Origin of the sequence: Variovorax sp. 54 (assembly GCF_002754375.1) — a bacterium.
Classification (GTDB): Bacteria; Pseudomonadota; Gammaproteobacteria; order Burkholderiales; family Burkholderiaceae_C; genus Variovorax.
The window spans coordinates 377,479-403,202 of record NZ_PEFF01000001.1; the positions used below are offsets into that span (position 1 = coordinate 377,479).

Sequence of the window (25,724 nt, forward strand, 5' to 3'; positions counted from 1 at the left end):
AAACAACCACACACAACACACAGGGAGCACCGATGCCATTCGTCGGACTGGGACTGCACATCCTCATCGCGCTGTACTTCGCCGTGCATGCCATGCGCCACGGCAAGCAGATGTACTGGCTCATCATTCTTTTCAGCTTTCCGCTGTTCGGCAGCATCGTGTACTTCGTCGTCGAGTACCTGCCCGCCTCGCGCCTGCAGCGCACCGCCGGCAAGGTGGCCAGCGCGGCCATCGGCTTCATCGACCCCGAGCGCGAGTACCGCGCCGCTGCGGATGCCTACGACCTGGCGCCCACCGCACAGAACAAGCTGCGCCTGGCCAAGGCCGCCCTCGACCGCGGCCAGGCGGCCGATGCCGTCGGGCACTACCGCGACGCGCTGAAAGGCCCCTTCGCTTCCGACCCCGAGTTGCAGTTCGGCCTGGCCAGCGCCCTGGTCGCCGAGGGCAGCCCGGCCTCGGGCCGCGAGGCCCACTTGGCGCTGCAGGCCCTGCGTGCCACGCGCGACGACTACCGCAAGGACGAGGTCGCCGTGCTGAACGCCCGCGCGCTCGCCGCCGAGGGCCGCACGCCGGAAGCGCGCGAAGCCTTCGAGAATGCGCTGAACACTTACAACACGGTGGAAACGCGCGCCCGCTACATCGCGTGGCTGGCGCAACAAGGTGACACAACCGCTGCGCAGCGCCAGTGGGACGAGCTGCAGCAGGCTGCGCGCCACTGGAACTCGCATGCGCGAGGCGTCAACCGCGAATGGATGCGGCTGGCCGGGGACGCGGTCCAGGGCTGACGGCCCGGAGCATCCAGGCCGTCTTTCAAGCGAAAGAAAAAATTACTTCTTGTACGCGGCGATGCCGTCAAGAATTTCCTTCTTGGCAGCGTCGATGCCTTCCCAGCCCAGCACCTTGACCCACTTGCCGGCTTCCAGGTCCTTGTAGTGCTCGAAGAAGTGGCTGATGGCCTTCAGGCGCATCGGGTTCACGTCGTCGACCGACTTCCAGTGGCTGTAAATGGGCAGCACCTTGTCGGTGGGCACGGCCAGCACCTTGCCGTCGACGCCGGCTTCGTCTTCCATCATCAGGATGCCCAGCGGGCGGCAGGGCACGACCACGCCCGGCAGCAGCGGGTACGGGGCAATGACGAGCACGTCGACCGGGTCGCCGTCGCCCGACAGGGTCTGCGGCACGTAGCCGTAGTTGGCCGGGTAGTACATGGCCGTCGTCATGAAGCGGTCCACGAAGATCGCGCCCGATTCCTTGTCGACTTCATACTTGATCGGGTCGGCGTTCATCGGGATTTCGATCACGACATTGAAGGCGTCGGGAACGTTCTTGCCGGGGGAGACTTTGTCGAAGGACATGACGTTTTTCGAGTAGTTGAAAAGTATGAGACGGATGGGGACAAACCCGGAGTTTACTTTCCGTGTCACGGACCGGTCGCACGCGTGTGTGTTTTTGCCTGTAAATTGCAACCGTTGGCCAATCGGCTCCGCACCTTCGGTGCAGTGAGCTTCGAGGAAGCAACGCGGCGGAGAACATGGTCCCGTACGCGTTGCGCGCAGGGCCCAGGCTGTCCGTCTCCACAAGTCACAACGAACGAATGGAGAAGCTAAGCATGAGCGGCAACACCCCCCTGATTCTTGCCATCGTCTGCGGCCTGGTGGCCGTAGGCTACGGTTTCTGGGCCCGAAGTTGGATTCTCGCCAAGGACCCGGGCAACGCCCGGATGCAGGAAATCGCCGCGGCCATCCAGGCCGGCGCCTCGGCCTACCTCGCCAAGCAATACACCACCATCGCGGTGGTCGGCGCGGTGCTCGCGGTGCTCATCGCCCTCTTCCTCGACCTGACCACGGCCGTCGGCTTCGTGGTCGGCGCGGTGCTCTCGGGCGCCTGCGGCTTCATCGGCATGAACGTGTCGGTGCGCGCCAATGTGCGCACCGCGCAAGCCGCGACCAAGGGCATCGGCCCGGCGCTCGACGTGGCGTTTCGCGGCGGCGCCATCACCGGCATGCTGGTGGTGGGCCTGGGCCTCTTGGGCGTGACGGGCTTCTACTGGTTCCTGGCCGGCAGCGCGCCGAAGGCGGACCACAGCCTGGCGGCCCTCCTCAATCCGCTGATCGGCTTTGCCTTCGGCTCCTCGCTGATCTCGATCTTTGCGCGCCTGGGCGGCGGCATCTTCACCAAGGGCGCCGACGTCGGTGCCGACCTGGTGGGCAAGGTCGAAGCCGGCATTCCGGAAGACGACCCGCGCAACCCGGCGGTGATCGCCGACAACGTGGGCGACAACGTCGGCGACTGCGCCGGCATGGCGGCCGACCTGTTCGAGACCTACGCCGTGACGCTCATCGCCACCATGGTGCTGGGCGCGCTGATGGTCACGGCAGCGCCGCTGGACGCGGTGCTGTACCCGCTCGCGCTGGGCGGCGTGTCGATCATCGCGTCGATCATCGGCTGCTTCTTCGTGAAGGCCTCGCCGGGCATGGTCAACGTGATGCCTGCGCTCTATAAGGGGCTGGCGGTAGCGGGAGCCCTGTCGCTGGTTGCGTTCTGGTTCGTCACGAGCTGGATCATTCCCGACAACGCCATTGCCGCGAGCGGCAGCCAGCTGAAGCTGTTCGGCGCCTGCTTCGTGGGCCTGGCGCTCACGGCCGCGCTGGTGTGGGTCACCGAGTACTACACGGGCACACAGTACAAGCCCGTGCAGCACATCGCGCAAGCGTCGACCACGGGCCACGGCACCAACATCATCGCGGGCCTGGGCGTGTCGATGCGCTCGACGGCCTGGCCGGTGATCTTCGTGTGCATCGCGATCCTGGCCTCGTACTCGCTGGCCGGCCTCTACGGCATTGCAGTCGCCGCCACGTCGATGCTGAGCATGGCCGGCATCGTGGTCGCACTCGACGCCTACGGCCCCATCACCGACAACGCCGGCGGCATCGCCGAGATGAGCGACCTGCCCGCCAGCGTGCGCGCCGTGACCGACCCGCTCGACGCGGTCGGCAACACCACCAAGGCCGTGACCAAGGGCTACGCCATCGGCTCCGCCGGCCTCGCCTCGCTGGTGCTGTTTGCCGACTACACCCACAAGCTGGAGAGCTTCGGGCTGAACATCAGCTTCAACCTGAGCGACCCGATGGTGATCGTGGGCCTGTTCATCGGCGGCCTGATCCCCTACCTGTTCGGTGCGATGGCCATGGAGGCCGTGGGCCGCGCGGCCGGTGCGGTGGTGGAAGAAGTGCGCCGCCAGTTCCGCGAGATCCCCGGGATCATGGAAGGCACAGCCAAGCCCGAGTACGGCAAGGCCGTGGGCATGCTGACCGGCGCGGCCATCAAGGAAATGATGATTCCGTCGCTGCTGCCGGTGGTGGTGCCGATCGTCGTGGGCCTGCTGCTCGGACCGAAGGCGCTGGGCGGCCTGCTGATGGGCACCATCGTCACGGGCCTGTTCGTCGCCATCTCGATGTGCACGGGCGGTGGTGCGTGGGACAACGCCAAGAAGTACATCGAAGACGGCCACCACGGCGGCAAGGGCTCCGAGGCGCACAAGGCGGCCGTCACCGGCGACACGGTGGGCGACCCCTACAAGGACACGGCCGGCCCGGCGGTGAACCCGCTGATCAAGATCATCAACATCGTGGCGCTGCTCATCGTGCCGCTGGTGGTCAAGTTCCACGCCGGCGATGCGGCGGCTGCCGTGCCGGCCAAGGTCGAGATGCCGCCTGCAGTCACGGCACCCGCCGCGATGGCGCCGGCAGCCACGCCGGCCGCCACCCTCGCCTCGGCGGCCGTGGTGGCCACCGAAGCCGCGGCGGTGAAGGTCGAGAACGGCATCGTGAAGTTCTACTTCGCGAGCGCCAGCGCCGAGGTCGCGCCCAATGCGAAGGAAGCGCTGTCCGATGTCATCAAGGCCGTGCAGAGCGGCGGCACCGTGCTGGTGAGCGGCTACCACGACGCCAGCGGCGACCCGGCCAAGAACGCCGAGCTGGCCAAGCAGCGCGCCATGGCCGTGCGCGACGCCATCAAGGCGGCGGGTGCGCCCGAGGACAAGATCGAACTCGCCAAGCCCGAGCAGTCGCAGGCCGACGGTCCGGCCTCGGAAGCACGCCGCGTCGAAGTGAAAGTGAAGTCCTGACATGCCCACCGCCGCCCGGCTCGAAGCCTTCATTGCCGCCGTCGAAGGCGGCGCGCATGCCCAGGTCATCGAAGACTTTTATACCGAAGACGCCACCATGCGCGAGAACCAGGCCGAGCCGCGGCGCGGGCGCAGCACGCTGGTCGCGCAGGAAAGCGCCGTGCTCGCGCGCACCGAGTCGGTGGCGTCGACTTGCGTGCGGCCGGTGCTGGTGAACGGCGACCACGTCGCCATCCACTGGATCTTCGAATTCGCCTTCAAGGGCGGCGGCCGCATGCGCATGGAAGAGATCGCCTGGCAGCGCTGGGACGGCGAGCGCATCGCCGAAGAGCAGTTCTTCTACGACCCGGCGCAGCGCAAGCCGGGCTGAGGATGCAGCGCCCGGACCGCGTGGCCCGGGCTGGTTTTATGCAACATTTTCGATGTAACATTGAAACTGTCACATGAACGCATCCACCGCCGCCCCCGATTCCACTGCCCCGCAGGACCTCTCCATCGAGGCCCTGGCGGCGCGCTCGGGCGTCACGGTGCGCAACATCCGCGCCTACACCACGAGCGGGCTGCTGCCGCCGCCCCGGCTGCAGGGCCGGCTCGGCCTGTACGGCCCCGACCACGTTCAACGCCTGGCGCTGATCCGCGAACTGCGCGAACAGGGCTTCGGCATCGAGGCGATCCGCCGCATCTTCACGCGCGCGCCGGCCTCCACCTGGCCCGATCTGCTGGCCGTGGCGCGCTCGGTGTCGGGCAGCCTGTTTGCCGAAGAAACGCCCGTGGTGGTGTCGGCCCAGGCGCTGGCCACCAAGTGGCAAGGCCAGATGACACCTGCCCTGCTCGGTCGCGCCACCCGCGCCGGCCTCATGCGTGAACTGCCCGACGGCCAGGTGCAGGTGCTGAGCCCGGCGCTCGGCCAGGTCGCCGAACAACTGGCCGCGCTCGGCCTGCCGCTCGAAGCGGTCATCGGCATGCAGGAAACCATGGTCCGCACGCTGCGCACCGTGGCGCGGCGCTGGCTGCGCACGCTGGCCGACAGCCTGCTCTCCGGAGACACCCTCGATGCCGGCCGCGCCGCGCAGCTGCTCGAGAAAGCACGGCCGTTGGCCACCGGGGCGGTGCAGGCCGCCTTTCCCGTGATCCTGCAGCAGGAGCTCGACGCCCTGCTGCACAAGACCGCCTGATGCCGATGACACGCCCTCGCCTCGCTCTTTTTCCGTCCCTGCTGCTGTCGTTACTGCCGGCCTTCGTGGGCCCTGCGGCCTTCGCGCAGCAGCAGGCCCGCGGCGACACCAACGCCCTGGCACTGAGCTTCGACGCCGCGCGCCTGCGCATGGTTGAACGCTCCGACAAGCTGGCCGCCGCGCGCATGGCCGTCGAGGCCAAGGAGCTGCAGAGCGAAGGCGTCAAGCGCCTGGGCGGGCCGGTGGTCAGCATCTCGGGGCTGGCCTATGCGTACAACGCGAACCTGAACCTCGATCTCGACCCGCTCAACCAGAAGCTCGGCCAGATCGGCTCGTCGCTGCCGCCGTCGATCCAGGGCTTCATCTCGCGCGTGCCGATTCCGCAGCTGCCCAACAGCTACACGCTGAACCGCCACGACACCGGCGCCAACGCCTCGGTATCGGCCGTGTGGCCGCTCTACCTGGGCGGTGCGACCGACGCGGTGCGCGGCTTTGTCTCGGCGCAAGCGCGTGAGGCCCAGGCCGATGCCGAACAGGCCGGCCACGAAGTCGACACGCTGCTGGTGCAGCGCTACTTCGGCGCCCAGCTCGCACAGCGCGCCGCCACGCTGCGCCTGCAGGCCGAGCGCACCATCGCCCAACACGACGCGGCCGCGCAGAAGATGCTCGCGGCCGGCGTGATCTCGCGCGTCGAGCGGCTGCAGGCCAGTGCCGCCTACGAAGAGGCGCGCCGCAACGCCAGCAAGGCCGAGAACGACGCCGCGCTCGCGGGCGTGGCCCTGGCGCGCACCGTGCGCGCCGAGGGCAGCGTCACGCCGCAGACGCCGCTGTTTCTCATCAGCGCGCCGATCGAACCGCTCGGCCACTTCATCGATGCAGCGCTCACGCGGCATCCGGGCCTGGGCAAGGTCGCGGCCAAGAAGGCGCAGGCCGAGCAGTTGCACGAAGGCGAAGAAGCCCTGCGCCGCCCGCAGGTCATCGCCTTCGGCACGCGCGAGATCAAGAGCGGCAACGCCGACTGGGTCGCCGGCCTCGGCGTGCGCTGGACGCTGTACGACTCGGTCGACCGCAACGCGCTCTCGGCCGCCTCGCACAAGCAGGTCGAACAGGCCGAGCGCACCGACCTGCAGGCGCGCAGCGACATCTCGCTGCTGGTCGAGCGCAACTGGCGCGCGCTGGACAACGCGCGCCGCCAATATCTCGAGATGAAAGTCTCGGTAGAGCTCGCACAAGAGGTCGTCAAGCTGCGCACCGCCGGGCTGCGCGAAGGCACCAGCACCACGCTCGACCTGATCGACGCCGAGACCAACCAGGCCAAGGTACTGACCGAACGCGCGCAGGCCGCCAACGACTACGTGCAGGCGCTCGCGCAGCTGCTCGAGAGCGCGGGCCTGTCCGAGACTTTTTCCGACTACATCGCGCGCGCCGACGTGAAGGTGAACTGACCATGATGAGTGCCAAGACCCGCCGACTGATCGCCATCGCTGCCGCACTGCTCGTGCTGGTGCTGCTCGTCTGGGGCTTCTGGCGCGCCGCGCAGCCGGCGCCCGAGGTGTTCCAGGGCCAGATGGAAGCGCGCGAGACCGATGTGGCCGGCAAGGTTACGGCGCGCATCGCCGAGGTGGCTGTGAAGGAAGGCGAGCGCATCCAGGCCGGCGCCCTGCTCGTGCGCATGGACAGCCCCGAGGTGCGCGCCAAGCTGGCACAGGCCACCGCCGCCGAGCAGGCCGCACAGGCCGTGGCCGACAAGGCGCAGCACGGCGCCCGCCCGCAAGAAATCGAAATGGCGCGCATGCAATGGCAGCGCGCCGAGACCGCCGCACAGCTCGCGCAGACCTCGTTCCGCCGCGTCGACGGGCTGGCACGCGACGGCCTCGTGGCCGACCAGAAGCGCGACGAGGCCGAAGCCAACTGGAAGGCCTCGCGCGACGCCGCGGTGGCCGCCAAGGCGCAGTACGACATGGCGCGCACCGGCGCCCGCACCGAAGACAAGGCCGCCGCCAACGCCCAGGTGCGGCAGGTGGCGGGCGTGGTCGCCGAGGTGGAAGCCGCCAAGGCCGAGACCGAGCTGCGCAGCCCGGTCGCCGGCGAAGTGGCCAAGGTGCTCGCCAAGGTCGGCGAACTCTCGCCGCAGGGCGTGGCTGTGGTCACGGTGGTCGACCTGAACGACCAGTGGGTGGTGCTCAACGTGCGCGAAGACCGGCTGGCCCGCTTCGCGCTCGACAAGGAATTCGACGCGCGCCTGCCGGCCCTGCCCGAAGAGCAGCGCACGGCCCGCTTCAAGGTGTACTACAGCGGCGTGCTGCCCGACTTCGCCACCTGGCGCGCCACGCGCGGCGGCGCCGGCTTCGACGTGCGCACCTTCGAGGTCCGCGCCCGGCCGCTCAAGCCGATCGAAGGCGCGCGCCCCGGCATGAGCGTGCTGGTGGACTGAAGCCGAACCCGCCATGAGCCTGCGCGGCTTTTCCACCGCCAGCGCCCGGCGCGAATTCGCGCTGCTGCGCACGCGCCCGTGGGACCTGGCCATGATCTCGTGGGTGCCGCTGCTCGCGGTGTTCCTGATCTGGTGGATCTTCTCGGCCGGCCTGCCCGAGCGCCTGCCGACCGGCGTGCTCGACCAGGACCACTCCGCCCTTTCGCGCCAGCTGGTGCGCTTCCTGGACGCCACGCCGGGCCTGCGCGTGGCGCAGCAGTACGCCGACGAGGCCGAGATGCAGCGCGCGCTCACGAGCGGCGCGGTCGATGCGGCGGTGCAGGTGCCGCGCGAGCTGAGCCGCGACGTCAAGCAGGGCCGCGTCGGGCAGATCGTGCTGCTGCACAACGCGCAACTGGGCACGCATTCGAGCCTGATCCAGCGCGACGTGCGCACCGCCGTCGCCACCCTGTCGGCCGGCGTCGAGCTCGCGGTGCGCAACAAGCGTGGCGAGTCGATGAAGGCCGCGCGCGTGAGCATGGAACCGGTCAAGGCCAGCATGGTGGCGCTGTTCAACACCTCGACCGACTACGAGCAGTTTCTCGGCGCCGCGCTCATTCCGGCGCTGCTGCACATCCTCGCCATGACGGCCGGAGCCTGGGCCGTCGGCCGCGAACTGCGCGACCGCAGCCTGGGCGGCTGGCTCGGCGCCGCGCCGCGCTGGCCCGAGGCACTGGCCGCGCTGACGGGCAAGCTGGCGCTGCCGTTCGCGAGCCTGTCGGCCGTGGGCATCGCCGCCATGCTGTGGATCACTGCGGGCCGCGGCTGGCACCCGGTCGGCTCGGTGGGGTGGACGCTGTTCGCGCTGGTGGTGTTCGTGGCGCTGTCGATCGCGCTCGGCGCCTTCGTGTCCAGCCTCACGCGCTCGCTGCGCACCGCGCTGTCGGCCACCGGCTTCATCACGGCGCCGGCCTTCGCGTTCGGCGGCGTGGGCTTTCCGCTGGTCGCCATGCCCGTGCTCGCGCAGCTGTGGGCCAGCCTGCTGCCCTACACGCACTACATCCGCGTGCAGATGGAACAGCTGCAGATGGGCGCGCCCGTGACGTACTCGGCCGCGACGCCGCTGTGGATGGTGGTGGGCACTGCGGTGCTGCTGGCCGTGTCGGCCACGCTGCTGGTGCGCGCGGCCGCTGCGCCCGAGACGTGGGGAGGCCGCTGATGAGCGAACCCACCCAAGGCTTCGGCGCCGCCTGGCGCGACACGGCGCTCGATGTGTTGCGCGACAAGGGCGTGCTGCTGATCATGCTGCTCGCGCCCATCATCTACGGCTTCTTCTACCCCTGGCCCTACGGCACGCAAGCCGTCACGCGGGTGCCGGTGGCGGTGGTCGATCAGGACCACAGCGGGCTGTCGCGGCAGATCGCGCGCTTCGCGATGGCCAACCCGCGGCTCGACGTGCGCATGGTCACGTCCGACGTGCACGAGGCGCAGCAGGCGCTGTGGCGCGGCGAGATCGAAGGCTATGCACTGCTGCCGCAAGACCTCAAGCGCAACGTGCTGCGCGGCACGCCGGCGGTGGTGACCATCGAGGGCAACGGCGCCTATGCGCTGCTGAACAAGGCGGTGCTGTACGGCTTCTCGGAGGCGGTGGGCACGGTGTCGGCCGGTGTCGAGATCCGCAAGCTGCAGGCCGGCGGCCAGAGCGCCATCCAGGCGGCACGCAGCCGCAGCCCGCTCAACACGCAGCTCGTGCCGCTGTTCAATCCGACCGAAGGCTACGGCAGCTACGTGGTGCCGGCGGTGGCGCTGTTGATCCTCCAGCAGACGCTGCTGATGGGCGCCGCGATGCTGGCCGGCACCTGGGCCGAGGCCCGTCGCCTGCGCACGGGCATGGGCGCCTGGCTCGGGCGGCTGGGCGCGCTGTCGGGCTTCGGCGTGCTGAGCGGCGTGTTCTATTTCGGCTGGGTGTTCTTCTTGCAGGACTATCCGCGCGGCGGCAATCCGTTCGGGGCGCTGGTGCTGCTGCTGTTCTACGTGCCCGCGATCTGCGTGCTTGGCCTGCTGCTGGGCTGCTGGTTCCGCGACCGCGAGCGTGCGCTGCAGGTGCTGCTGTTCACTGCGCTGCCGATGGCGTTTCTCTCGGGCTTCTCTTGGCCCGTCGAGGCCCTGCCCGCACCGCTGCAGGCGCTGCGCTGGCTGTTCCCGAGCACAGCAGGCATCCAGGCCTCACTGCGGCTCAACCAGATGGGCGCGCCGCTGCATGACGTGCTGCCTTACCTGGGGGCGCTGGCGGCGATGGTGGTGGCGGGCCTGCTGGTGCTGTGGATCGCGGCCACGCCGCGCAAGGCCAAGCGAGCTTAGCGTCGGCTGTCGGCCGCCACGGCGCGCACCAGCCGCGTGGCCGGCGCCACCAGCTCTCGCAGGTCGCCCACGCGGTCCTGCTCGATAGCCTGCAGCACCAGTTCGTTGATGCCGCCCACCACCGTCATCGCCATCTGGCTGCTGAGGTGCGCCGCGGGTGTCTCACCTGACTCGCTGCTGTTGATCGCCACCTGGATGAAGTTGGCGATCTCGCCATTCACGCGCCGCCGCGCCGCCAGGCCCGGCAGGCCCAGCCCGAGGATTTCGACGAACAGCGTGCGCAGCAGCACCGGGTCTTGCGCGAGGTAGTCCATGTACGCGGTCATCGCCTGCTCCACCTGCGTGTGCCAGGGCTGGGCCGGGTCGAAGGCCTCGCTCACGGCCTGCAGGCCGAGCCGGCTGGCCGTTTCGTACAGCGCGATCAGGCACTCGGTCTTGGTGCTGAAGTGCTCGTAGAACGTGCGCCGCGACACGGCCGCCTCGCGCACGATGTCGGCGATGGTGGTGTCTGCGTAGCCCTTGGCCGCCACGGCATGCGCCATGCCCTGCAGCAGCCGCGTGTAGTGCTCGCTCGGCGCGCCTTCGGCGGCATCGGGCGTGGCGGGTTTGTCGATGGTGGCAGTCATGTGCGATTCATTTTCCTACGCCTTGGTACTTGACAGTACCAATTCACAATTGCACCATGGCGGCACGCGGTACGGAGTTGTACCAACTTTTGCCCCCGACCTCAGGAATTGCCATCCCATGACCGAACTCGTTGTCCGCCGCCTGCTGATCGATCTGCAACCGCCCTTCTCGCGCGACTGGTGCGGCGGCGATGCCTTTTCGACGGCTTTCTTCAACGCCCTGTCGATGAGCTTCCCCTTCGGCGAGCAGTTCTTCATCGACGCCGTGCGCGACGCCATGGCCACGCTGCCGCCCGAGCTGCAGGAGCGCTACCGCGCCGACGTGCGCGGCTTCATCGGACAGGAGGCGACGCACCGGCGCATCCATTCGCTGTTCAACGCGCACCTCGACCAGCAGGGCCTGGTCGACCGCTGGACCGCGCGCGCCAGTCAGCGCATGGAACTGATGGACGGCGCCGATCCGCGCCACGCGCTGGCCGTGACGGCCGCCACCGAGCACTTCACGGCCATGTTCGCCGAGTGGCTGCTGGCCCGCCCCGAGATCCTGGACGGCGCCGAGCCCCGGCTGCGCACGATGTGGCTGTGGCACAGCGCGGAAGAGCTGGAGCACAAGAGCGTCGCCTTCGACATCTACAAGGCCGCGGGCGGCTCCGACGAATGGCGCACGCGCTGGTTCCGCCGCGTGACGGTGATGTTCCTCGGCGACCTGATGCGCCAGACGGTCGACAACCTGCGGCATGAAAAGCAATTGTGGAAGTGGGCCACCTGGAAGAGCGCCGCGCGCATCCTGCTGGGCCGCGGCGGCCTGCTGCGGGGCAATCTCGCAGGCTGGCGCCAGTACCTGCGCAGCGACTTCCACCCCGACCAGCAGGACAGCAGCCTCTCGGCGCGCTGGCTGGCCGACAACGGCGCGCAGTTCACGCCGGTGGGCGCTGCTGTGGCAACGTCGGCCTGAGTTCGTCAGTAGATGCTGGCGCGGTGCGGGCTCAGCGCGCCCGCTTGCGTCGGCTGCCCGTCGGCGCGCATCGTGAGGTCATGCAGCGTGTCGAAATCCGACGGGGCGTCGGGCACGCGCATCACCACTTCGAGCTCGTGCATGGAAGCCACCCAGCGGCCGGCCGGTGATTCGGCCGGTTCGTCGTTGGCGAACACGCCGTCGCGGATGTAGAGCGTTTCGCCTTCGGGGCGTTCGCCGTGCAGCTCGATCAGGCGTGCGATCGAGAAGTTGTAGGTCACGAGCTTTTCGCGCGTGCGGCGGTCCTTGCCGCCGCAGTTGAACGAGCCCTCGGCTGCGATCACGATGCAGGAGCCGTCGACCCCGCCGTCGATGGCGATCTCGTTGCCCGAGCGCCAGATGGCGTTGGGCAGGCGCACGCGGACCTTGTCGATCACGAGGTCGCGTTGTTTGTTGAGGGCACCCAGCGGCGGCACCAGCGAGCGCAACTGACGCAGGCGCTCGGCGAAGTTGTCGTCCATCAGGAATTCGACGTGGTGCGTGGCGCTGCCGGACGAGCGCTTGACGACCTGCATGACGACGTGGCGCGGCTTGTTCACAGCTCAGTCCCTCCATGCAGAGAAAAATCCACACCCACTGCGGGGCACCGATCGCCTTCTTGCTGGATTTGAGTGGTCATCGGCTACAAATTAGAACTTTAGATTAATGCAATTACTTGCATCATTTGTGTCCAACTGTATATCGATTGCGCCCGGGAGGGAAGGCAATCGACGACATGCCGATGAGGCCATGTCGCCAACGCGACGCGGCGTCGTGCTAGGGGTTCAGCTCGACGATGCTTCAGCCTCGAGGGCCTCGTCGAGCGCCTTGCACGACGGTGCGCAAACGGTCTGCGACTTGCCCAGCACCTGGCGCGTGCGCAGCTGCGACCGCACGCGGTGCTTGCCGCACATGAAGCAGGACATCGTGGCCCCGCTGAACGACGCCGAGGCGCGGAACGGAGAGCCCGGCGCCTTCGATTTGTAGCGCAGCCCGTCCGCCACCACTGCCGTTTTCACTTCACCCTTGGCCATGCATCTTGTCCTTGTTCGATTCGTCACCGCGCATGGCGCGGGCAATGGCTTCCCTGGCTGCGCCTTCGGCGGCCAGGGAAACGTCCAGCGCCGAGCGGCAAAGGCCGGCGTGCTGGTAATTCATATTTTCGTAGACCTCGGAGGCGGCCGGATAGGCATCGAGCAGTTGGCCCAGTTCGGCACCGGCTTCGACGTCTTCGAATTCATGCACCAGGTGCTCGACCACCGAGCGGTACTGCTCGGCGCCAACCGGCACGGCGCTGTGCTCAAGCCTCTCCAGCAGTTGAGCCAGTACGTGGGTCACTGCCAGATCGGTCTTGGGGGACGGATTTCGGGTCGTGTTCATGGTTTGCATGTGGGGACAGCATACCCCTATGCAAGGGGCGGGTCGCGCGGAAGTGTCTCTGCCGACATGGCTTCCCGCGCCGCGCGCATGCGCTGGAGCAGGCTGTGAAGCATTTCGGTCGACAACCCGTGGATCACCAGCCGGTGCCCGGCCCGCAAGGTCGACAGCGGCACCAGCGGATGCTTGTTGTTGACCAGGATCAGGTGCTCGGGCGCGTTCAGGATCGTCGCCGCGTAGATGCCGATCGTTTCGTCCAGTTGCAAGGAGTTGGCCGCGCGCCAGAAATCGTTGTCGGTCAGCATCAGCTGGTACAGCGGCGTGAACAGCTCGATGGCGCTTTGCAGGTCGAGAAAATTCAGCTTGCCCTGGGGCATGTCTTCCAGCCGCAGCGCCGGCGACTGGATCATCGAGAAATCGACCTGCTCGCCCTTGCACAGCGCCAGCCCCTTGTCGCGCAACGCTTTGTTCAGCCGGATCACGAAGTTGAACAAATTCAGGTCGTGCTTCAGGAACATCTCGTCCTTCAGCGCGTCGATGTCGGCCGGCTCCAGCGGCGACGTGCCCACGGGCGCGGGCGAGTTGCGCCCGATGAACGCCAGCACCTGCGAGCCCAGGTGAAAGTGCCGCAGGATCAGCCAGTTGGCTTCGGGCGACACGAAGCGCTTGAGCCCCCACGCCAGGAAGCGGTGCAGCAGCATCGAATGCGACCAGTTGCGCGGCACGAACACCTTCACGATCTGGATCAGGATGATCGTCAGCCGCGCGATCGGCCGCAGGAACGGCAGCAGGTACTGGCGCGACGCCGAGCTCGAATCGGCCAGCCACGCGGACTTGACGTCGTCGGGCAGCGGCGTGCTCTGGTCGAGGTACAGCGCCAGCCACGGGCTAGGGTCGCGCTCGTCGTGGGCTTGCGTCAAAAATTCAGGCGTTCGGCTCATGAGGCATTCGTTCGGTGATGTGCTGGAACTGCATCAGGTACAGCGCCGCCGTGTGGCGCGCGGTGTCGGCAATCTGGCGGGCGGCGCGGGCCTGCCCTTCCACGGCCATCACCATCTCGACCGCCGCGAGCCAGCGGTTCAGGTGGTGCTCGTCGTTGTGGCCGTGGTACTCGAGGAAACGGAAGGCTTCGGGCGGCAGCTTCAGGCTGGCCTTGAGCAGCGGCAGCAGCGCCGGCACGATGCGCTGGCCCGTGCCTTCGATGATGTAGATCGCGCCCAAGAGGCCAATCGGGTCGCGCGTGGCGGCCAGTCCGTGCAGGTAGGCGTTGAGCGCCTCGCCGCCCGGGTTGCGGCGCAACTCGTCGATCGACTCGACCGTGCCGCCGGCCTTGCGGTAGTCGCTGAAGAGAATGTTGAAGTCGTTCTGCTCCTCGCCCGCGTGCACGTCGATCAGTGACGACAGCATGCGGTACGGCGCGCTCAGCGAGGCGGCACCCTCGCGCATCCACAGGCTGCCTTCGCGCACCTGCGGCACCCACTGCTCCATCCAGTTCAGGTAGTCGGGCACGGCAAAACGGCGCTCGCGGATCTGACGGATCAGCGGCGTGCGCCACACGCGCGAGCGGTAGTCGTGCCAGATGGCGGCCAGCTCCGTCAGCAAGGCGCCCAGGCCTTCGGGCGCGGCGGCCGGGTCGTGCGGCGGCGCGATGACGAGGTCGTCGTCGGGCACCACAGCCGCGGCGCGGGGCGCGATCACGACCGGCGCCGCATCGACGGCCTCGACCTCCAGCAGCATGTACGCCGCCATGAAGCGCCCCGACTCCGGCACGTAGCAGAAGATCTGCTCGCCCGGCTTCAGCGCCTTGGTGTGCAGAAACTCCGCCAGCATCACGAGGATCGACGCCGCGCCGGTGTTGCCGCGCCACGCCAGGTTGCTCCACCAGCGCTCGCGCGGAATCGCCAGATCGGCCTTGGCCATCAGGTCTTCGACCACCGGGATGAATTTTTCCGACGAGTAGTGGCACAGGAAATGGTCGACCCGCTTCGGATCGACCCAGCCGTCGCGCACCAGCCCCGCGTACTCGTGGATGCCGATGTCGAACAGGTGCGGCAAGAGGCGAATGTCCTGGCGCAGCGACAGCGCACCGGCCGCCTCGGCTTCGGCCCATGAGCCGAAATCGAGGTGCCCGCGCGCACGGTCTTCGGTGAGGCCGAGCTGCATGCACACCGGGTAGTCGCCCGAGAAGGCGCGCTGGTGCACCCACTTCAGCTTCAAACGCAGCCCCGGCTTGCCGGCCAGCGCAGGCGTGCCGTCGGACAGCAGCAGCGCGCCCGCGCCATCGGACAGCATCCAGCGCAGAAAGTGCGAGTCGAAATCGGTCTCGTAGCCGCGCGCGGCGAAGCGCGAGCGCTTGAACAGGCGCGACGGCATTTCGCTGGCCACCGCCAGCGCCGAGCGGTGCGCGCCCAGCTCGATGCCTTGCGCGGCCGTCTGGATCGCCGACACACCGGCCGCGCAGATGCCGTGGACCGAATGCGTTTCCATCGGCTGCGCCGCCAGTTCGCCCTGGATCATGTTGGCGAAGCCGGGCATCAGCGTGTCGCCGCCCGACGAGCCGCTGGCCAGCAGCGACACGCGCGACAGCTCGGCACCGCCGCGCTGCAGGCAGTCGCGGATCGCGCCGGCCGCCAGTTGCGCATTGGTGTGGCGCGTCACGCCCTCTTCGTCGATCGCGTAGTGCCGCGTGAGGATGCCGTTCTCGGCCAGGATGCGGCGCTTGATGCGCTCGGACATGCGGTTGAGCGGCGCGATGTACGCGTCCATGCGGTCGTTGGGAACAGGCTCGCCGGGCATGAAATAGCCGGCGCTTTCGAGGTACACGCGTTGGAATGAAACGGGCATGGGTTCAGGCAATAGGTGAATCGGGAGGCATCAGCGAGCGGCTGCGAAAACGCGGCCACACGGTCCCCAGCACGAAGACGCGCACCATGTACGGCACCAGCCCGCCCTCGTTGAGCGCGGGTGCCACCTGCGCGCGGTAGCGCGTGTGATGCAGGTGCGTGAGCTCGGACCAATGGGCATGCGGGTTCTCGTGGTGTGCGGTGTGCAGGCCAATGTTGAACAGCAAGGGGTTCACCAGCCCCTCGAAATTGCGGGCGTAGTTCAGCTGGCTACCGCGGGTATCGCCGGGTGCCTCCTTGCGCGGCGTCTTGCGGCCGTCGGCGTGCGCGTGTTGCAGGTAGTTGGTGGCCAGCAGCCAGTGCAGGCCGTGCAGTTGCGGCACGATCACGAAGATCAATGCCTTGCGCCAGTCGACCGCCAGCAACACGGTCCAGCTGAGCAGCCACAGCGCGTACTGCGCCATGCAGTAGCGCCAGGCGCCGCGGTGGTGCCGGTGCAGCCGCGCGAGCCAGCCGACGAACACCGGCATCAGCACCCACACCGCCTGGAACGGGTGCAGCAGGTAGCCCCACAGATGGTTGGTGTCGCCGCCGAAGCGGTAGGTGCGCACCACGTCCTTCGGCCCATGGCGATGGCGGTGGTGGTTGGCCACGTGCGCGGGCCAGAAGACGAAGGTCGGGTGGCCCTGCAGCAGCGTGATCCAGAAGTCGGTCAGCCGGTTCATGCGCCGACCGCGCCACATGCGCAGGTGCACGTGGTTGTGATGGATCACGCCGATGCCGAGCGTGAGAAACAGCATCAGCGCATACAGCACCCCCTGGAAGCCATGCACCCACTGCCACGCCGCCAGTGCAGGCAAGGCGACGAGGTAGGCGAGGCTTTGCCAGTCGCGCCAATGGCGCAGCCTCGGCAGCCGATGGCGCGCGGCGTCAGGCGGTCGTGGCGCCATGCTTCTTTCGAAAAGCCTGGAACAACGGCTCGGCCGCATCGGCCGCGATGCGCGTGCGGAACAGCCGGTCCATGAAGGTGAACTGAAAGCCGTAGTTGCCGTTGTGCACGGCATGGTGCAGGTGGTGCCGGCGGCTCGCGGCGAACCAGTGGCTGTACGACACGCCGGGCACGAAGTCGTAGTTCGAATGCCCGACGCAGTTGAAGAACAGACTGAAGACCGGCACCGACGCCAGCGACCAGAAGCTGAAGTCGTGCAGCACCATCGGCAGCAGGATCACGTTGCCGAGCATCAGCGCCTCGATCGGGTGAAAGCTGTACGTGGCCCACGGCGTGGTCACGAACGAGCGGTGGTGCGGGCCGTGGAAACGGCGCAGCCAGCGCGTGTGCAGCAGCCGGTGGTTGAGCCAGAAATGCACGTCGTTCCACACCGCGAGCACGAGGATTTCGACGCCGATGCGGCGCCAGCCCGCGTCGGGCTCGAGCCGTGCCCAGCCCAGCTGCAGCAGCCCCCACGGAAACACCATGCCCAGCCCGAAGATCAGCACCGAGATGCCCGATTGCGTCAGTTCGCGCCGCAGCTGGCCGGGCTGCAAGGGTCGCGGGTCGAGCGCGCGCCCGATGTGCAACGCCGGCAGCACCCGCTTCGTGAGCAGCCAGGTGAGTGCGCCGAAACCCAGGTAGATGCCGCCGAAAAAAAGCAGGCCCCACAGCATGACCTGCGGGGCCGAAAGAGAAGTGAAGGTCTGCGCCATCCCCCGAGGCTACAACAGCATCTCGGGCACCAGCGGAGAGATCAGGGTGTTGTACAGGCGCTGGAAGAAACCCGACTCGGGTTCCGAGGTGAGGATCATCTCTTTCTCGCCATCGTTCGTGAGCCATTCGAGCGTGCCGCCCTCCTTCGACAGCCGCAGCCGGTACGAGTTCTGCAGCTTGCTCACATGGATGATGCGCAGCATCTCGCGCGCGAGTTGCGGGTTGTCGACCACCACGCCCATCTCGGTGTTCTGGCTGGCCGAGCGCGGGTCGAGGTTCATCGAGCCGATGAAGATGCGCGTCTTGTCGATGGCGGCGGTCTTGGCGTGCAGCCGGCCCAGCGAGTTGCCGAAGCTGCCGAAACGCATGCTCGCGGTGGTGCGCTGCGGGCTCAGTTCGTACAGGTCGGCGCCGCCTTTGAGTAGGCGCTCGCGGTAGCGCGCATAGCCGGTGTGCACCAGCGGCTCGTCATTGGCGGCCAGCGAATTGGTCAGCAGCGTGAGCTTGACCTTGCGCCTGGCCAGGTCCTCGAAGGCCGCCATGCCGCGCTCGCCGGGCACGAGGTAGGGCGAGGTCAGGTCGACCTCGGTCTTGGCGTCGAGCAGCAGCGCCCAGACCTTCATCGTCACGCTGGTGGCAATGGCGTCTTCGGCCGTCAGCGTCGTGGGCTTGGAGGGCGGGTCGGCGATGGCGCGTGCCTCGCCCCACAGCAGGCCCATGCGGCCGCCGTCGAGCTCTTCGGCGATCGGGCCGTAGCCGAGGATGTCGGAGGGCGGCAGCACGACCTTCGGCGGCGGCCCGGCCATGCCGACCTCGTCGTCGAAGGTCGCGGCGCCCGCCTCTTTGCGCACGATGTCGGCAATGGGCCAGATTTGGTCGCTGTTCCAGTAGGCGTCGAAGATGCTCTCGAGCTGCGGCACGACCTCGCCGACCACCAGCGCGTCCATGTCGATGAAGTTCTGCGCCTCGCTCAGCACGAAATACTCGTCGGCGATGTTGCGCCCGCCCACCACCGCCATCGCGCCGTCGGCGATGAACAGCTTGTTGTGCATGCGGTGGTTGAGCCGGTGGATGTCGAAGATCGACACCACGAAGCGCGAGAGAAAGCCATCGCGCGCGCAGCAGAACGGGTTGAAGAGGCGCACCGACACATTCGGCGTTTCGGACAGCGCCAGCAAGAGCTGCTGGCTCTTCACCGTGTACAGGTCGTCCACCAGCACCCGCACCTTCACGCCGCGCGCCGCCGCTTCGCGCAGCGTGCGCAGCAGCAGCCGGCCGGTGGCGTCGTTCTCGAGCTGGTAGTACTGCACCACCAGCGAGCGCTCGGCGCGCTGCGCGAGCTGCAGGCGCGCGTCGAGCGAGTACACGCCCAGCGGCATCAGCCGGAAACCCGAGTGCTCGCCGGGCGGCGTGGAGGCCGCGGCGATCTTCGCGAGCGCGGTGCCCGGGTCGGCCGTGGCCGCGTGCTCGGCCGGGCGTTCGCGCGCCGGCGGCAACGAACCGCACGCGCCGAGCAATGCCAGCAGCACGCCGGCCAGCGCCGTGCGCAAGAAAGACCGGGCCCAGGCATTCATGATCGGATTCCTCTTGTCGTTGTGGTTGCCATTGCCCTGATGTACGCCGCCGCGCCCGCTGCGGTTTCAGCGAGGGCCCATTTCGCAAGGCACCGTCCTAGAATTCGGTTCACTTCGCTTCGGAGTTACATCATGGCCCGATCGCTCCTTCTGCGCACCGCTTTGTGGGCCGCGGCCCTCACCGCCGGGGTACCCCCTGCCCACGCCGCACTCGACATCGGCGATCCCGCGCCCAAGTTCACGGCCACGGCCGCGCTCGGCGGCAAGACCTTCCGCTACTCGCTGGCCGAAGCGCTGGCCAAGGGGCCGGTGGTGCTGTACTTTTTTCCGGCGGCCGACTCGAACGACTGCTCCATCGAGGCCCACGCCTTCGCCGAGGCGGTCGACCAGTTCGCAGCGCTCGGGGCCACGGTGATCGGCGTCTCGGCCGACGACATCGACACGCTCTCCAAGTTCTCGGTCAAGTCGTGCCAGAGCCGCTTTCCAGTGGCGTCCGACCAGGGCAAGACCGTGATCCAGGGCTTCGACGCGCTGATGCAGACCCGGCCCGACTTCGCCAACCGCCTGTCGTACGTGATCGCGACCGACGGCAAGGTCGCCTACTACTACCAGAACCTCAACCCCGACAAGCACGTCGAGCGCATGCTGAACGCCGTGCGCGCGCTGCCCAAAGCCACCGCGGCGAAGTAAGGCGGGCCGGCCGGGGCACCACGCGCGGGACGTGCTTCGCGCAAAATCTCGCCCCATGCAGCTCAACTACATCGCCAACGCGGACGTCCCTTCCGCCTCCGGCCGCACCCTCCCCGTCATCGACCCGTCGGACGGCCAGCCCTTCGACGAGATCCAGCGCAGCAACGCCGCCGACATCGACGCCGCCGTGCGCGCCGCGCGCGACTGCTTCGAGGGCGTGTGGCACAAGGTCAGCGCCGCCGACCGCGGCCGACTGCTCTTCAAGCTCTCGCAGAAGATCGCCGAGCACGTCGACGAGCTCGCACTCATCGAGCAGCGCGACTGCGGCAAGCCCGTGAAGCAGGCCCGCGCCGACGCGGTGGCGCTGGTGCGCTACTTCGAGTTCTACGCCGGCGCCTGCGACAAGCTGCACGGCGAAACCATTCCCTACCAGGACGGCTACAGCGTCTTCACCTGGCGCGAGCCGCACGGCGTCACGGGCCACATCATTCCGTGGAACTACCCGATGCAGATCTTCGGGCGCAGCGTGGGCGGCGCCCTGGCGGCCGGCAACGTGTGCGTGGTGAAGCCGGCCGAAGACGCCTGCCTCTCGCTGATTCGCGTGGCACAACTGGCGGCCGAGGTCGGCTTTCCGGCCGGCGCGCTCAACATCGTGACGGGCTACGGCCATGAAGTGGGCGACGCACTCGCACGCCACGAAGGCATCGACCACATCAGCTTCACGGGCAGCCCGAAGATCGGCACGCTGATCCAGCAGGTGGCGGCCGAACGGCACTGCCCGGTCACGCTCGAACTGGGCGGCAAGAGCCCGCAGATCATCTTTGCCGATGCTGACCTCGACGCGGCCGTTCCCGTGATCATCAACGCCATCGTGCAGAACGCCGGCCAGACCTGTTCGGCGGGCTCGCGCGTGCTGATCCAGCGCGACATCTACGAGCCCCTGCTCGAGCGCCTGGGCCACGCCTTCGAAGCCCTGCGCGTCGGCCCCGCCGCCATGGACCTCGACGTCGGCCCGCTGATCCGCCAGACACAGCAACAGCGCGTGTGGGACTTCTTGAGCGACGCGCAACACGCCGGCATCCCGATGGTGGCGCAGGGCGTGGTGGTCGAAGAAGCGCCCGAGACCGGCTTCTACCAGGCCCCGACCCTGCTGCGCGACGTGCCCGTGGGCCATCGCCTCGCACAGGAAGAAGTGTTCGGCCCCGTGCTCGCCGCGATGCAGTTCGCCGACGAAGACGAAGCCGTGGCACTCGCCAACGCCACCCAGTTCGGCCTCGTGGCCGGCGTCTGGACAGCCGACGGCGCGCGCCAGTTCCGCATGGCCAAGCGCGTGAAGAGCGGCCAGGTGTTCATCAACAACTACGGTGCAGGCGGCGGCGTGGAGCTGCCCTTCGGCGGCGTGAAGTCGTCGGGCTACGGGCGCGAGAAGGGTTTCGAGGCGCTGTACGGCTTCACGACGCTCAAGACTATCGCCATCAAGCACGGCTGAGGCCGACGGCGCCGCGCCCGGGCGTCAGCCCAGCGCGGTGTCCAGCAACATCATGAGCACGAAGCCGATCATCAGCCCGCTGGTCGCATAGGTTTCGTGCCCCTTGCGGTGCGATTCGGGAATGATCTCGTGGCTGATCACGAACAGCATCGCACCCGCCGCAAAGCCCAACCCCCAGGGCAGCAGCATTGCCGAGTGCCCCACCACCGCCGCGCCAAGCACGGCACCGAGCGGCTCGACCAAGCCCGACGCCATGCCGATCAGCACCGCGAACAAGCGGCTGTAGCCGGCCGCCAGCAGCGCCACAGCCACCACCAGCCCTTCGGGCACGTCCTGGATCGCGATGCCGGTGGCGAGTGCATCGGCGCGCACGCCGTTGTTGGCCGCGTAGCCGACGCCGATGGCCAAACCCTCGGGCACGTTGTGCAGCGCAATCGCGAACACGAAGAGCCAGGTGCGACGCAGTTGCCGCCCCGTCTGCCCTTCGCGGCCCTTGATGAAATGCTCGTGCGGCAGCACGCGGTCCATGGTCATGAGCACCAGGCCGCCGAGCAAAATGGCCGCGCCGATCACGCCGCCGGCCGCCCAGTCGCCACCGCCGAAGACGCCCGTCGATTTGGCCGCGTCCAGCCCCGGAATGATCAGCGAGAAGGCACAGGCCGCGAGCATCACGCCCGCGCCGAAGCCGAACAGCGTGTCTTGCAGCTTGTCGGGCAACCGCTGCGAGAACAGCACCGGCAGCGTGCCCAGCGCGGTCGCCAGCGCCGCCACCGAACCGCCGCGCAGCGCGTTCCACACCATCGGGTCGGCGCGCACGAACGACCAGAACTGCGACGCCAGCGCCAGCGCACCGGCCGCGACGATGGCAAAGCCGATCCATTCGCGCACCGTGCGCGGCGACCTTGGCGACGGCTGTGCGGCCATCGTTCCCTGCGGCGAGTCGTTCATGGGCAGGCTCCTCTTCGGCTCATCAGCCGCCGGTCGCAGCGGCATGGCGGCGGGCCACTTCGGCCCAGTTCACCACGTTGTAGAAGGCCGCGATGTAGTCGGGGCGGCGGTTCTGGTACTTCAGGTAGTAGGCGTGTTCCCACACATCCAGGCCCAGGATCGGGGTCTTGCCCGAGCCGATGCCACGCATCAGCGGGCTGTCCTGGTTGCCACTGCTTTCCACGGCCAGCTTGCCGTCGGCGCCGACGACCAACCAGGCCCAGCCGCTGCCGAAGCGCGTGAGCGCGGCCTTGGTGAAGGCGTCCTTGAAGGCGTCGAAACCGCCCAGGTCGGTGTCGATGGCGTTCGCGAGCGCGCCCGAAGGCGCCCCGCCGCCGCCCTGGCCCACCGGAGCCATGACGGTCCAGAACAGGCTGTGGTTGGCATGGCCGCCGCCGTTGTTGCGCACGGGCGCGCGCAGCGCCTCGGGCAGTTCCTCGACACCGGCAATGAGGGCTTCGACCGGCGTGTCCGCAAGCGGCGTGTCTTTCAACGCCGCATGGAGGTTGTTCACGTAGGTTTGATGGTGCTTGCCGTGGTGGATTTCCATCGTCTGCGCGTCGATGTGGGGTTCGAGCGCATCGAAGGCATAGGGCAAGGCTGGCAGGGTGTACGGCACGGTTCGGAAGCTCCTTGGTTGAAGAGAGCCCTTTGCGTGGTGCTTGTGCTGCGTACTCAGGCGTTCAAATGATAGTAATTCTCATTGTCTGCGTCAAGATATCGGCGCCATAGATGCCGCCAATCGGCCAGCCCGCCAAGCACCTGCCCTGCGGCCCGTCCACCGATACACTGCCCGGCGACCGGTTCGAACGGACGGCGTCAAGACCGTCCTGCCGGTTCCATCCTTCCACCACCGACGGAGACAACACGCATGACCTTCCTGAAGCGCCGCGCCCTGGTGCGCACAGCCCTGCTCGGCCTGAGCCTCGCCCTGCCGCTGCTCGCCACCGCCCAGTCGCTACCCACCGCCCGGCCTGAATCGGTGGGCCTGTCCACCGAACGTCTGCAGAAGCTCACCGACGTGCTTAAGGCCGACGTGGCCGCCGGCAAGATTCCCGGTGCGGTGCTGCTGGTCGCGCGCCAGGGCAAGGTCGCGTGGTTCGAACCGGTCGGCAAGCTCGACGCCACCGCCGGCACGCCGATGCCGCGCGACGGCATCTTCCGCATCTACTCGATGAGCAAGCCCATCACCACCGTCGCCGCGATGATGCTGGTGGAAGACGGCCGCATGAAGCTCGACGACCCGGTGGCGATGTACCTGCCCGAATACGCCAGCATGACAGTCGGCATCGAGAAGCCCGGCGCCGACGGCAAGCCGGTGCTCGAGACCGTGCCCGCACGCCGCCCGATCACCGTGCAGGACCTGATGCGCCACACCTCGGGCCTGACCTACGGTTTCTTCGGCCCCGGCCTCGTCAAGCAGGCCTACAACGCCGCCGACCTCGCGGCCGGCGACCCGACCAACGCCGAGTTCTCGCAGCGCCTGGCCAAGCTGCCGCTGGCCTACCAGCCCGGCACGACCTGGGACTACAGCTATTCGACCGACATCCTGGGCCGCGTGGTCGAGGTGGTGTCGGGCCAATCGCTCTATCAGTTCGAAAAGACGCGCCTGCTCGACCCGCTGGGCATGAAGGACACCACGTACTACGTGCCCGAGCCCGCGCGCCAGCCGCGCATCGCCGAGCCGCTGCCGAGCGACCGCAGCTTCGGCGTGGGCGCCGACCTGAACGACCCGCGCATCGCGCGCAAGCTCGAATCGGGCGGCGGCGGGCTGGTGTCGACCGCGTCCGACTACGCGCGCTTCCTGCAGATGTTGCTCAACGGCGGCACGCTCGACGGCACGCGCTACCTCGGCCCGCGCACGCTGGCGCTGATGACGAGCGACCACTCGAACGCCGGCGCCGGCATCACGGCCGGCCCGCTCTACCTGCCGGGCCCGGGCTACGGCTTCGGCCTGGGCTTCGCGGTGCGCCGCAACGACGGCGAGGCGCCCTACCCCTCCGGCGGCGGCGAGTACAACTGGGGCGGCGCGGGTGGCACCTACATGTGGATCGATCCGAAGAACGAGATGTTCGTCGTGCTGATGCTGCAATCGCCCAAGTACCGCACCCATTACCGAAGCCTCGCGCGCAACATGGTCTATGCGGCGGTGCTGAAGTAGCCCGCATGGCGCGCGCCCGCGGGCCATGGCGCAAAATCGGCATCGCCCCATGAAGAACAGCAGCATCAGCAGCACCGTCATTCCGATCGCCCAGGCCGGCCACGCCGTCGCGGCCGCGCCCGATGTCGCCGTGCCCGCCACCGGCCTGCTGGCCGACCGGCTCGGCCGCCCGCTGACCGACCTGCGCATCAGCGTGACCGACCGCTGCAACTTCCGCTGCAGCTACTGCATGCCGAAGGACGTGTTCGACAAGGACTACCAGTACCTGCCGCACAGCGCCCTGCTGAGCTTCGAGGAGATCACGCGCCTGGCGCGCCTCTTCGCCTCGCACGGCGTGCGCAAGATCCGCCTGACCGGCGGCGAGCCGCTGCTGCGCAAGCACATCGAAGGGCTCATCGGGCAACTGGCCGAGTTGCGCACGCCCGATGGCGACCCGCTCGAACTCACGCTCACCACCAACGGCTCGCTGCTGAAGCGCAAGGCCGCCGCGCTGAAGGCCGCCGGCCTGCAGCGCGTGACCGTGAGCCTGGACAGCCTCGACGACGCCGTGTTCCGCCACATGAACGACGTCGACTTTCCGGTGGCCGACGTGCTTGCCGGCATCGACGCCGCGCTCGCAGCAGGCCTGGGCCCGATCAAGGTCAACATGGTGGTCAAGCGCGGCACCAACGAGCAGGAGATCCTGCCGATGGCGCGCTACTTCCGCGCGCACCACGGCGGTAAGGTCGTGCTGCGCTTCATCGAATACATGGACGTGGGCGCCACCAACGGCTGGCGCATGGACGAGGTGCTGCCTTCGGCCGAAGTCATCGCGCGCATCGCGGCCGAGTTTCCGCTGGTGCCGCTCGAGGCCACCACGCCCGGCGAAACCGCCCAGCGCTGGGCCTACGCCGACGGCGGCGGCGAGATCGGCGTGATCAGCAGCGTGACCCAGGCCTTCTGCCACGACTGCAGCCGCGCGCGCCTGTCGACCGAGGGCAAGCTCTACCTGTGCCTGTTCGCGAACGCCGGCCACGACCTGCGTCCGATGCTGCGCGGCAACGCGAGCGACGACGACATCGCCTCCGCCATCGGCCATATCTGGCAGGGCCGCGCCGACCGCTACTCCGAGCTGCGCGCCCTGCGCGGCCCCGACGATGGCGCCCCCGACGCGGCGGCGCCCCGGCGCGTCGAGATGAGCTACATCGGCGGATGAGGCCGCCC

General features: G+C 68.2%; 25 protein-coding genes. 13 read left to right on the top strand and 12 right to left on the bottom strand.

Annotated elements, in window-relative coordinates:
* Nucleotides 1–32 precede the first annotated feature (32 nt).
* Nucleotides 33–785, top strand: coding sequence for a hypothetical protein (locus CLU95_RS01780; protein WP_099789870.1), 753 nt, complete (start codon nucleotides 33–35; stop codon nucleotides 783–785).
* A gap of 42 nt (nucleotides 786–827) precedes the next feature.
* On the opposite strand, the gene ppa is transcribed toward CLU95_RS01780, so the two are convergent.
* Nucleotides 828–1,355, bottom strand: a complete 528-nt coding sequence (ppa, locus tag CLU95_RS01785) for an inorganic diphosphatase (protein ID WP_056518061.1) — start codon at nucleotides 1,353–1,355, stop codon at nucleotides 828–830.
* Between the two features lie 254 nt (nucleotides 1,356–1,609).
* Between ppa and CLU95_RS01790 the strand changes: the two genes are divergently transcribed.
* The 7 genes from CLU95_RS01790 to CLU95_RS01820 all read left to right on the top strand — a co-directional run bounded on the left by CLU95_RS01790 (nucleotide 1,610) and on the right by CLU95_RS01820 (nucleotide 10,075).
* Nucleotides 1,610–4,126, top strand: a complete 2,517-nt coding sequence (locus CLU95_RS01790; protein ID WP_099789872.1) for a sodium-translocating pyrophosphatase — start codon at nucleotides 1,610–1,612, stop codon at nucleotides 4,124–4,126.
* A 1-nt stretch (nucleotide 4,127) separates the two neighbouring features.
* Nucleotides 4,128–4,496 carry a nuclear transport factor 2 family protein gene (locus CLU95_RS01795; RefSeq protein ID WP_099789874.1) on the top strand — a complete coding sequence of 123 codons (369 nt, stop codon included), beginning with the start codon at nucleotides 4,128–4,130 and terminating at the stop codon, nucleotides 4,494–4,496.
* Nucleotides 4,497–4,569: 73 nt separating this feature from the next.
* Nucleotides 4,570–5,301 (top strand): MerR family transcriptional regulator, encoded by a 732-nt coding sequence (locus CLU95_RS01800; RefSeq protein ID WP_099789876.1) that lies wholly within the window; start codon nucleotides 4,570–4,572, stop codon nucleotides 5,299–5,301.
* Nucleotides 5,302–5,306: 5 nt separating this feature from the next.
* Entirely contained in the window at nucleotides 5,307–6,746 is a 1,440-nt protein-coding gene (locus tag CLU95_RS01805) for a TolC family protein (RefSeq protein ID WP_099797070.1), read from the top strand.
* 2 nt (nucleotides 6,747–6,748) lie between these two features.
* Entirely contained in the window at nucleotides 6,749–7,735 is a 987-nt protein-coding gene (locus CLU95_RS01810; RefSeq protein ID WP_099789878.1) for an HlyD family secretion protein, read from the top strand.
* 13 nt (nucleotides 7,736–7,748) lie between these two features.
* Complete coding sequence (locus tag CLU95_RS01815; protein WP_099789880.1) at nucleotides 7,749–8,933, top strand: ABC transporter permease; 1,185 nt, start codon at nucleotides 7,749–7,751, stop codon at nucleotides 8,931–8,933.
* Nucleotides 8,933–10,075, top strand: a complete 1,143-nt coding sequence (locus CLU95_RS01820; protein WP_257214508.1) for an ABC transporter permease — start codon at nucleotides 8,933–8,935, stop codon at nucleotides 10,073–10,075. Before CLU95_RS01815 ends, CLU95_RS01820 begins: the two co-directional genes overlap by 1 nt.
* Here the strand turns inward: CLU95_RS01820 and CLU95_RS01825 are convergent.
* Nucleotides 10,072–10,701: a TetR/AcrR family transcriptional regulator gene (locus CLU95_RS01825; RefSeq protein ID WP_099789882.1), complete on the bottom strand. Its 630-nt coding sequence runs from the start codon at nucleotides 10,699–10,701 to the stop codon at nucleotides 10,072–10,074. The two genes, CLU95_RS01820 and CLU95_RS01825, sit on opposite strands and share 4 nt — an antisense overlap.
* 118 nt (nucleotides 10,702–10,819) lie before the next feature.
* Here CLU95_RS01825 and CLU95_RS01830 point away from each other — a divergent pair, with 118 nt between their 5' ends.
* The gene (locus tag CLU95_RS01830) at nucleotides 10,820–11,656 is read left to right on the top strand and encodes a metal-dependent hydrolase (RefSeq protein WP_099789884.1); all 837 of its coding nucleotides are present in this window, start codon (nucleotides 10,820–10,822) and stop codon (nucleotides 11,654–11,656) included.
* A gap of 5 nt (nucleotides 11,657–11,661) precedes the next feature.
* Here CLU95_RS01830 and CLU95_RS01835 read toward each other — a convergent pair whose 3' ends face one another.
* The 8 genes from CLU95_RS01835 to CLU95_RS01870 all read right to left on the bottom strand — a co-directional run bounded on the left by CLU95_RS01835 (nucleotide 11,662) and on the right by CLU95_RS01870 (nucleotide 19,194).
* Nucleotides 11,662–12,255 carry a hypothetical protein gene (locus tag CLU95_RS01835; RefSeq protein WP_099789886.1) on the bottom strand — a complete coding sequence of 198 codons (594 nt, stop codon included), beginning with the start codon at nucleotides 12,253–12,255 and terminating at the stop codon, nucleotides 11,662–11,664.
* Between the two features lie 225 nt (nucleotides 12,256–12,480).
* A complete protein-coding gene (locus CLU95_RS01840; RefSeq protein WP_056580179.1) occupies nucleotides 12,481–12,729 on the bottom strand; it encodes a hypothetical protein in 249 nt (82 codons plus the stop codon).
* Nucleotides 12,716–13,075, bottom strand: coding sequence for a hypothetical protein (locus tag CLU95_RS01845; RefSeq protein WP_373668027.1), 360 nt, complete (start codon nucleotides 13,073–13,075; stop codon nucleotides 12,716–12,718). Before CLU95_RS01845 ends, CLU95_RS01840 begins: the two co-directional genes overlap by 14 nt.
* Before the next feature lie 26 nt (nucleotides 13,076–13,101).
* On the bottom strand, nucleotides 13,102–14,013 hold the full coding sequence (locus CLU95_RS01850; RefSeq protein ID WP_099789890.1) for a DUF6999 family protein: 912 nt from the start codon (nucleotides 14,011–14,013) through the stop codon (nucleotides 13,102–13,104).
* Entirely contained in the window at nucleotides 13,997–15,916 is a 1,920-nt protein-coding gene (locus CLU95_RS01855; RefSeq protein ID WP_099789892.1) for a StlD/DarB family beta-ketosynthase, read from the bottom strand. Before CLU95_RS01855 ends, CLU95_RS01850 begins: the two co-directional genes overlap by 17 nt.
* A 4-nt stretch (nucleotides 15,917–15,920) precedes the next feature.
* A complete protein-coding gene (locus tag CLU95_RS01860; protein WP_099789894.1) occupies nucleotides 15,921–16,865 on the bottom strand; it encodes a fatty acid desaturase family protein in 945 nt (314 codons plus the stop codon).
* Complete coding sequence (locus CLU95_RS01865) at nucleotides 16,846–17,619, bottom strand: sterol desaturase family protein (protein ID WP_099789896.1); 774 nt, start codon at nucleotides 17,617–17,619, stop codon at nucleotides 16,846–16,848. Before CLU95_RS01865 ends, CLU95_RS01860 begins: the two co-directional genes overlap by 20 nt.
* A 9-nt stretch (nucleotides 17,620–17,628) precedes the next feature.
* Nucleotides 17,629–19,194 carry a phospholipase D family protein gene (locus CLU95_RS01870; RefSeq protein WP_099789898.1) on the bottom strand — a complete coding sequence of 522 codons (1,566 nt, stop codon included), beginning with the start codon at nucleotides 19,192–19,194 and terminating at the stop codon, nucleotides 17,629–17,631.
* Between the two features lie 132 nt (nucleotides 19,195–19,326).
* On the opposite strand from CLU95_RS01870, the gene CLU95_RS01875 reads away from it, so the two are divergent.
* Nucleotides 19,327–19,884, top strand: a complete 558-nt coding sequence (locus tag CLU95_RS01875; protein ID WP_099789900.1) for a peroxiredoxin — start codon at nucleotides 19,327–19,329, stop codon at nucleotides 19,882–19,884.
* Nucleotides 19,885–19,939: 55 nt separating this feature from the next.
* Nucleotides 19,940–21,373, top strand: a complete 1,434-nt coding sequence (locus CLU95_RS01880) for an aldehyde dehydrogenase family protein (protein ID WP_099789902.1) — start codon at nucleotides 19,940–19,942, stop codon at nucleotides 21,371–21,373.
* A 24-nt stretch (nucleotides 21,374–21,397) separates the two neighbouring features.
* Here CLU95_RS01880 and CLU95_RS01885 read toward each other — a convergent pair whose 3' ends face one another.
* Complete coding sequence (locus CLU95_RS01885) at nucleotides 21,398–22,297, bottom strand: ZIP family metal transporter (protein WP_257214784.1); 900 nt, start codon at nucleotides 22,295–22,297, stop codon at nucleotides 21,398–21,400.
* Nucleotides 22,298–22,343: 46 nt separating this feature from the next.
* Nucleotides 22,344–22,979: a superoxide dismutase gene (locus CLU95_RS01890; protein WP_099789906.1), complete on the bottom strand. Its 636-nt coding sequence runs from the start codon at nucleotides 22,977–22,979 to the stop codon at nucleotides 22,344–22,346.
* Nucleotides 22,980–23,231: 252 nt separating this feature from the next.
* Here CLU95_RS01890 and CLU95_RS01895 point away from each other — a divergent pair, with 252 nt between their 5' ends.
* On the top strand, nucleotides 23,232–24,521 hold the full coding sequence (locus tag CLU95_RS01895) for a serine hydrolase domain-containing protein (protein WP_099789908.1): 1,290 nt from the start codon (nucleotides 23,232–23,234) through the stop codon (nucleotides 24,519–24,521).
* Between the two features lie 49 nt (nucleotides 24,522–24,570).
* Nucleotides 24,571–25,716 carry a GTP 3',8-cyclase MoaA gene (gene moaA / locus CLU95_RS01900; protein ID WP_099789910.1) on the top strand — a complete coding sequence of 382 codons (1,146 nt, stop codon included), beginning with the start codon at nucleotides 24,571–24,573 and terminating at the stop codon, nucleotides 25,714–25,716.
* Nucleotides 25,717–25,724: the final 8 nt, after the last annotated feature.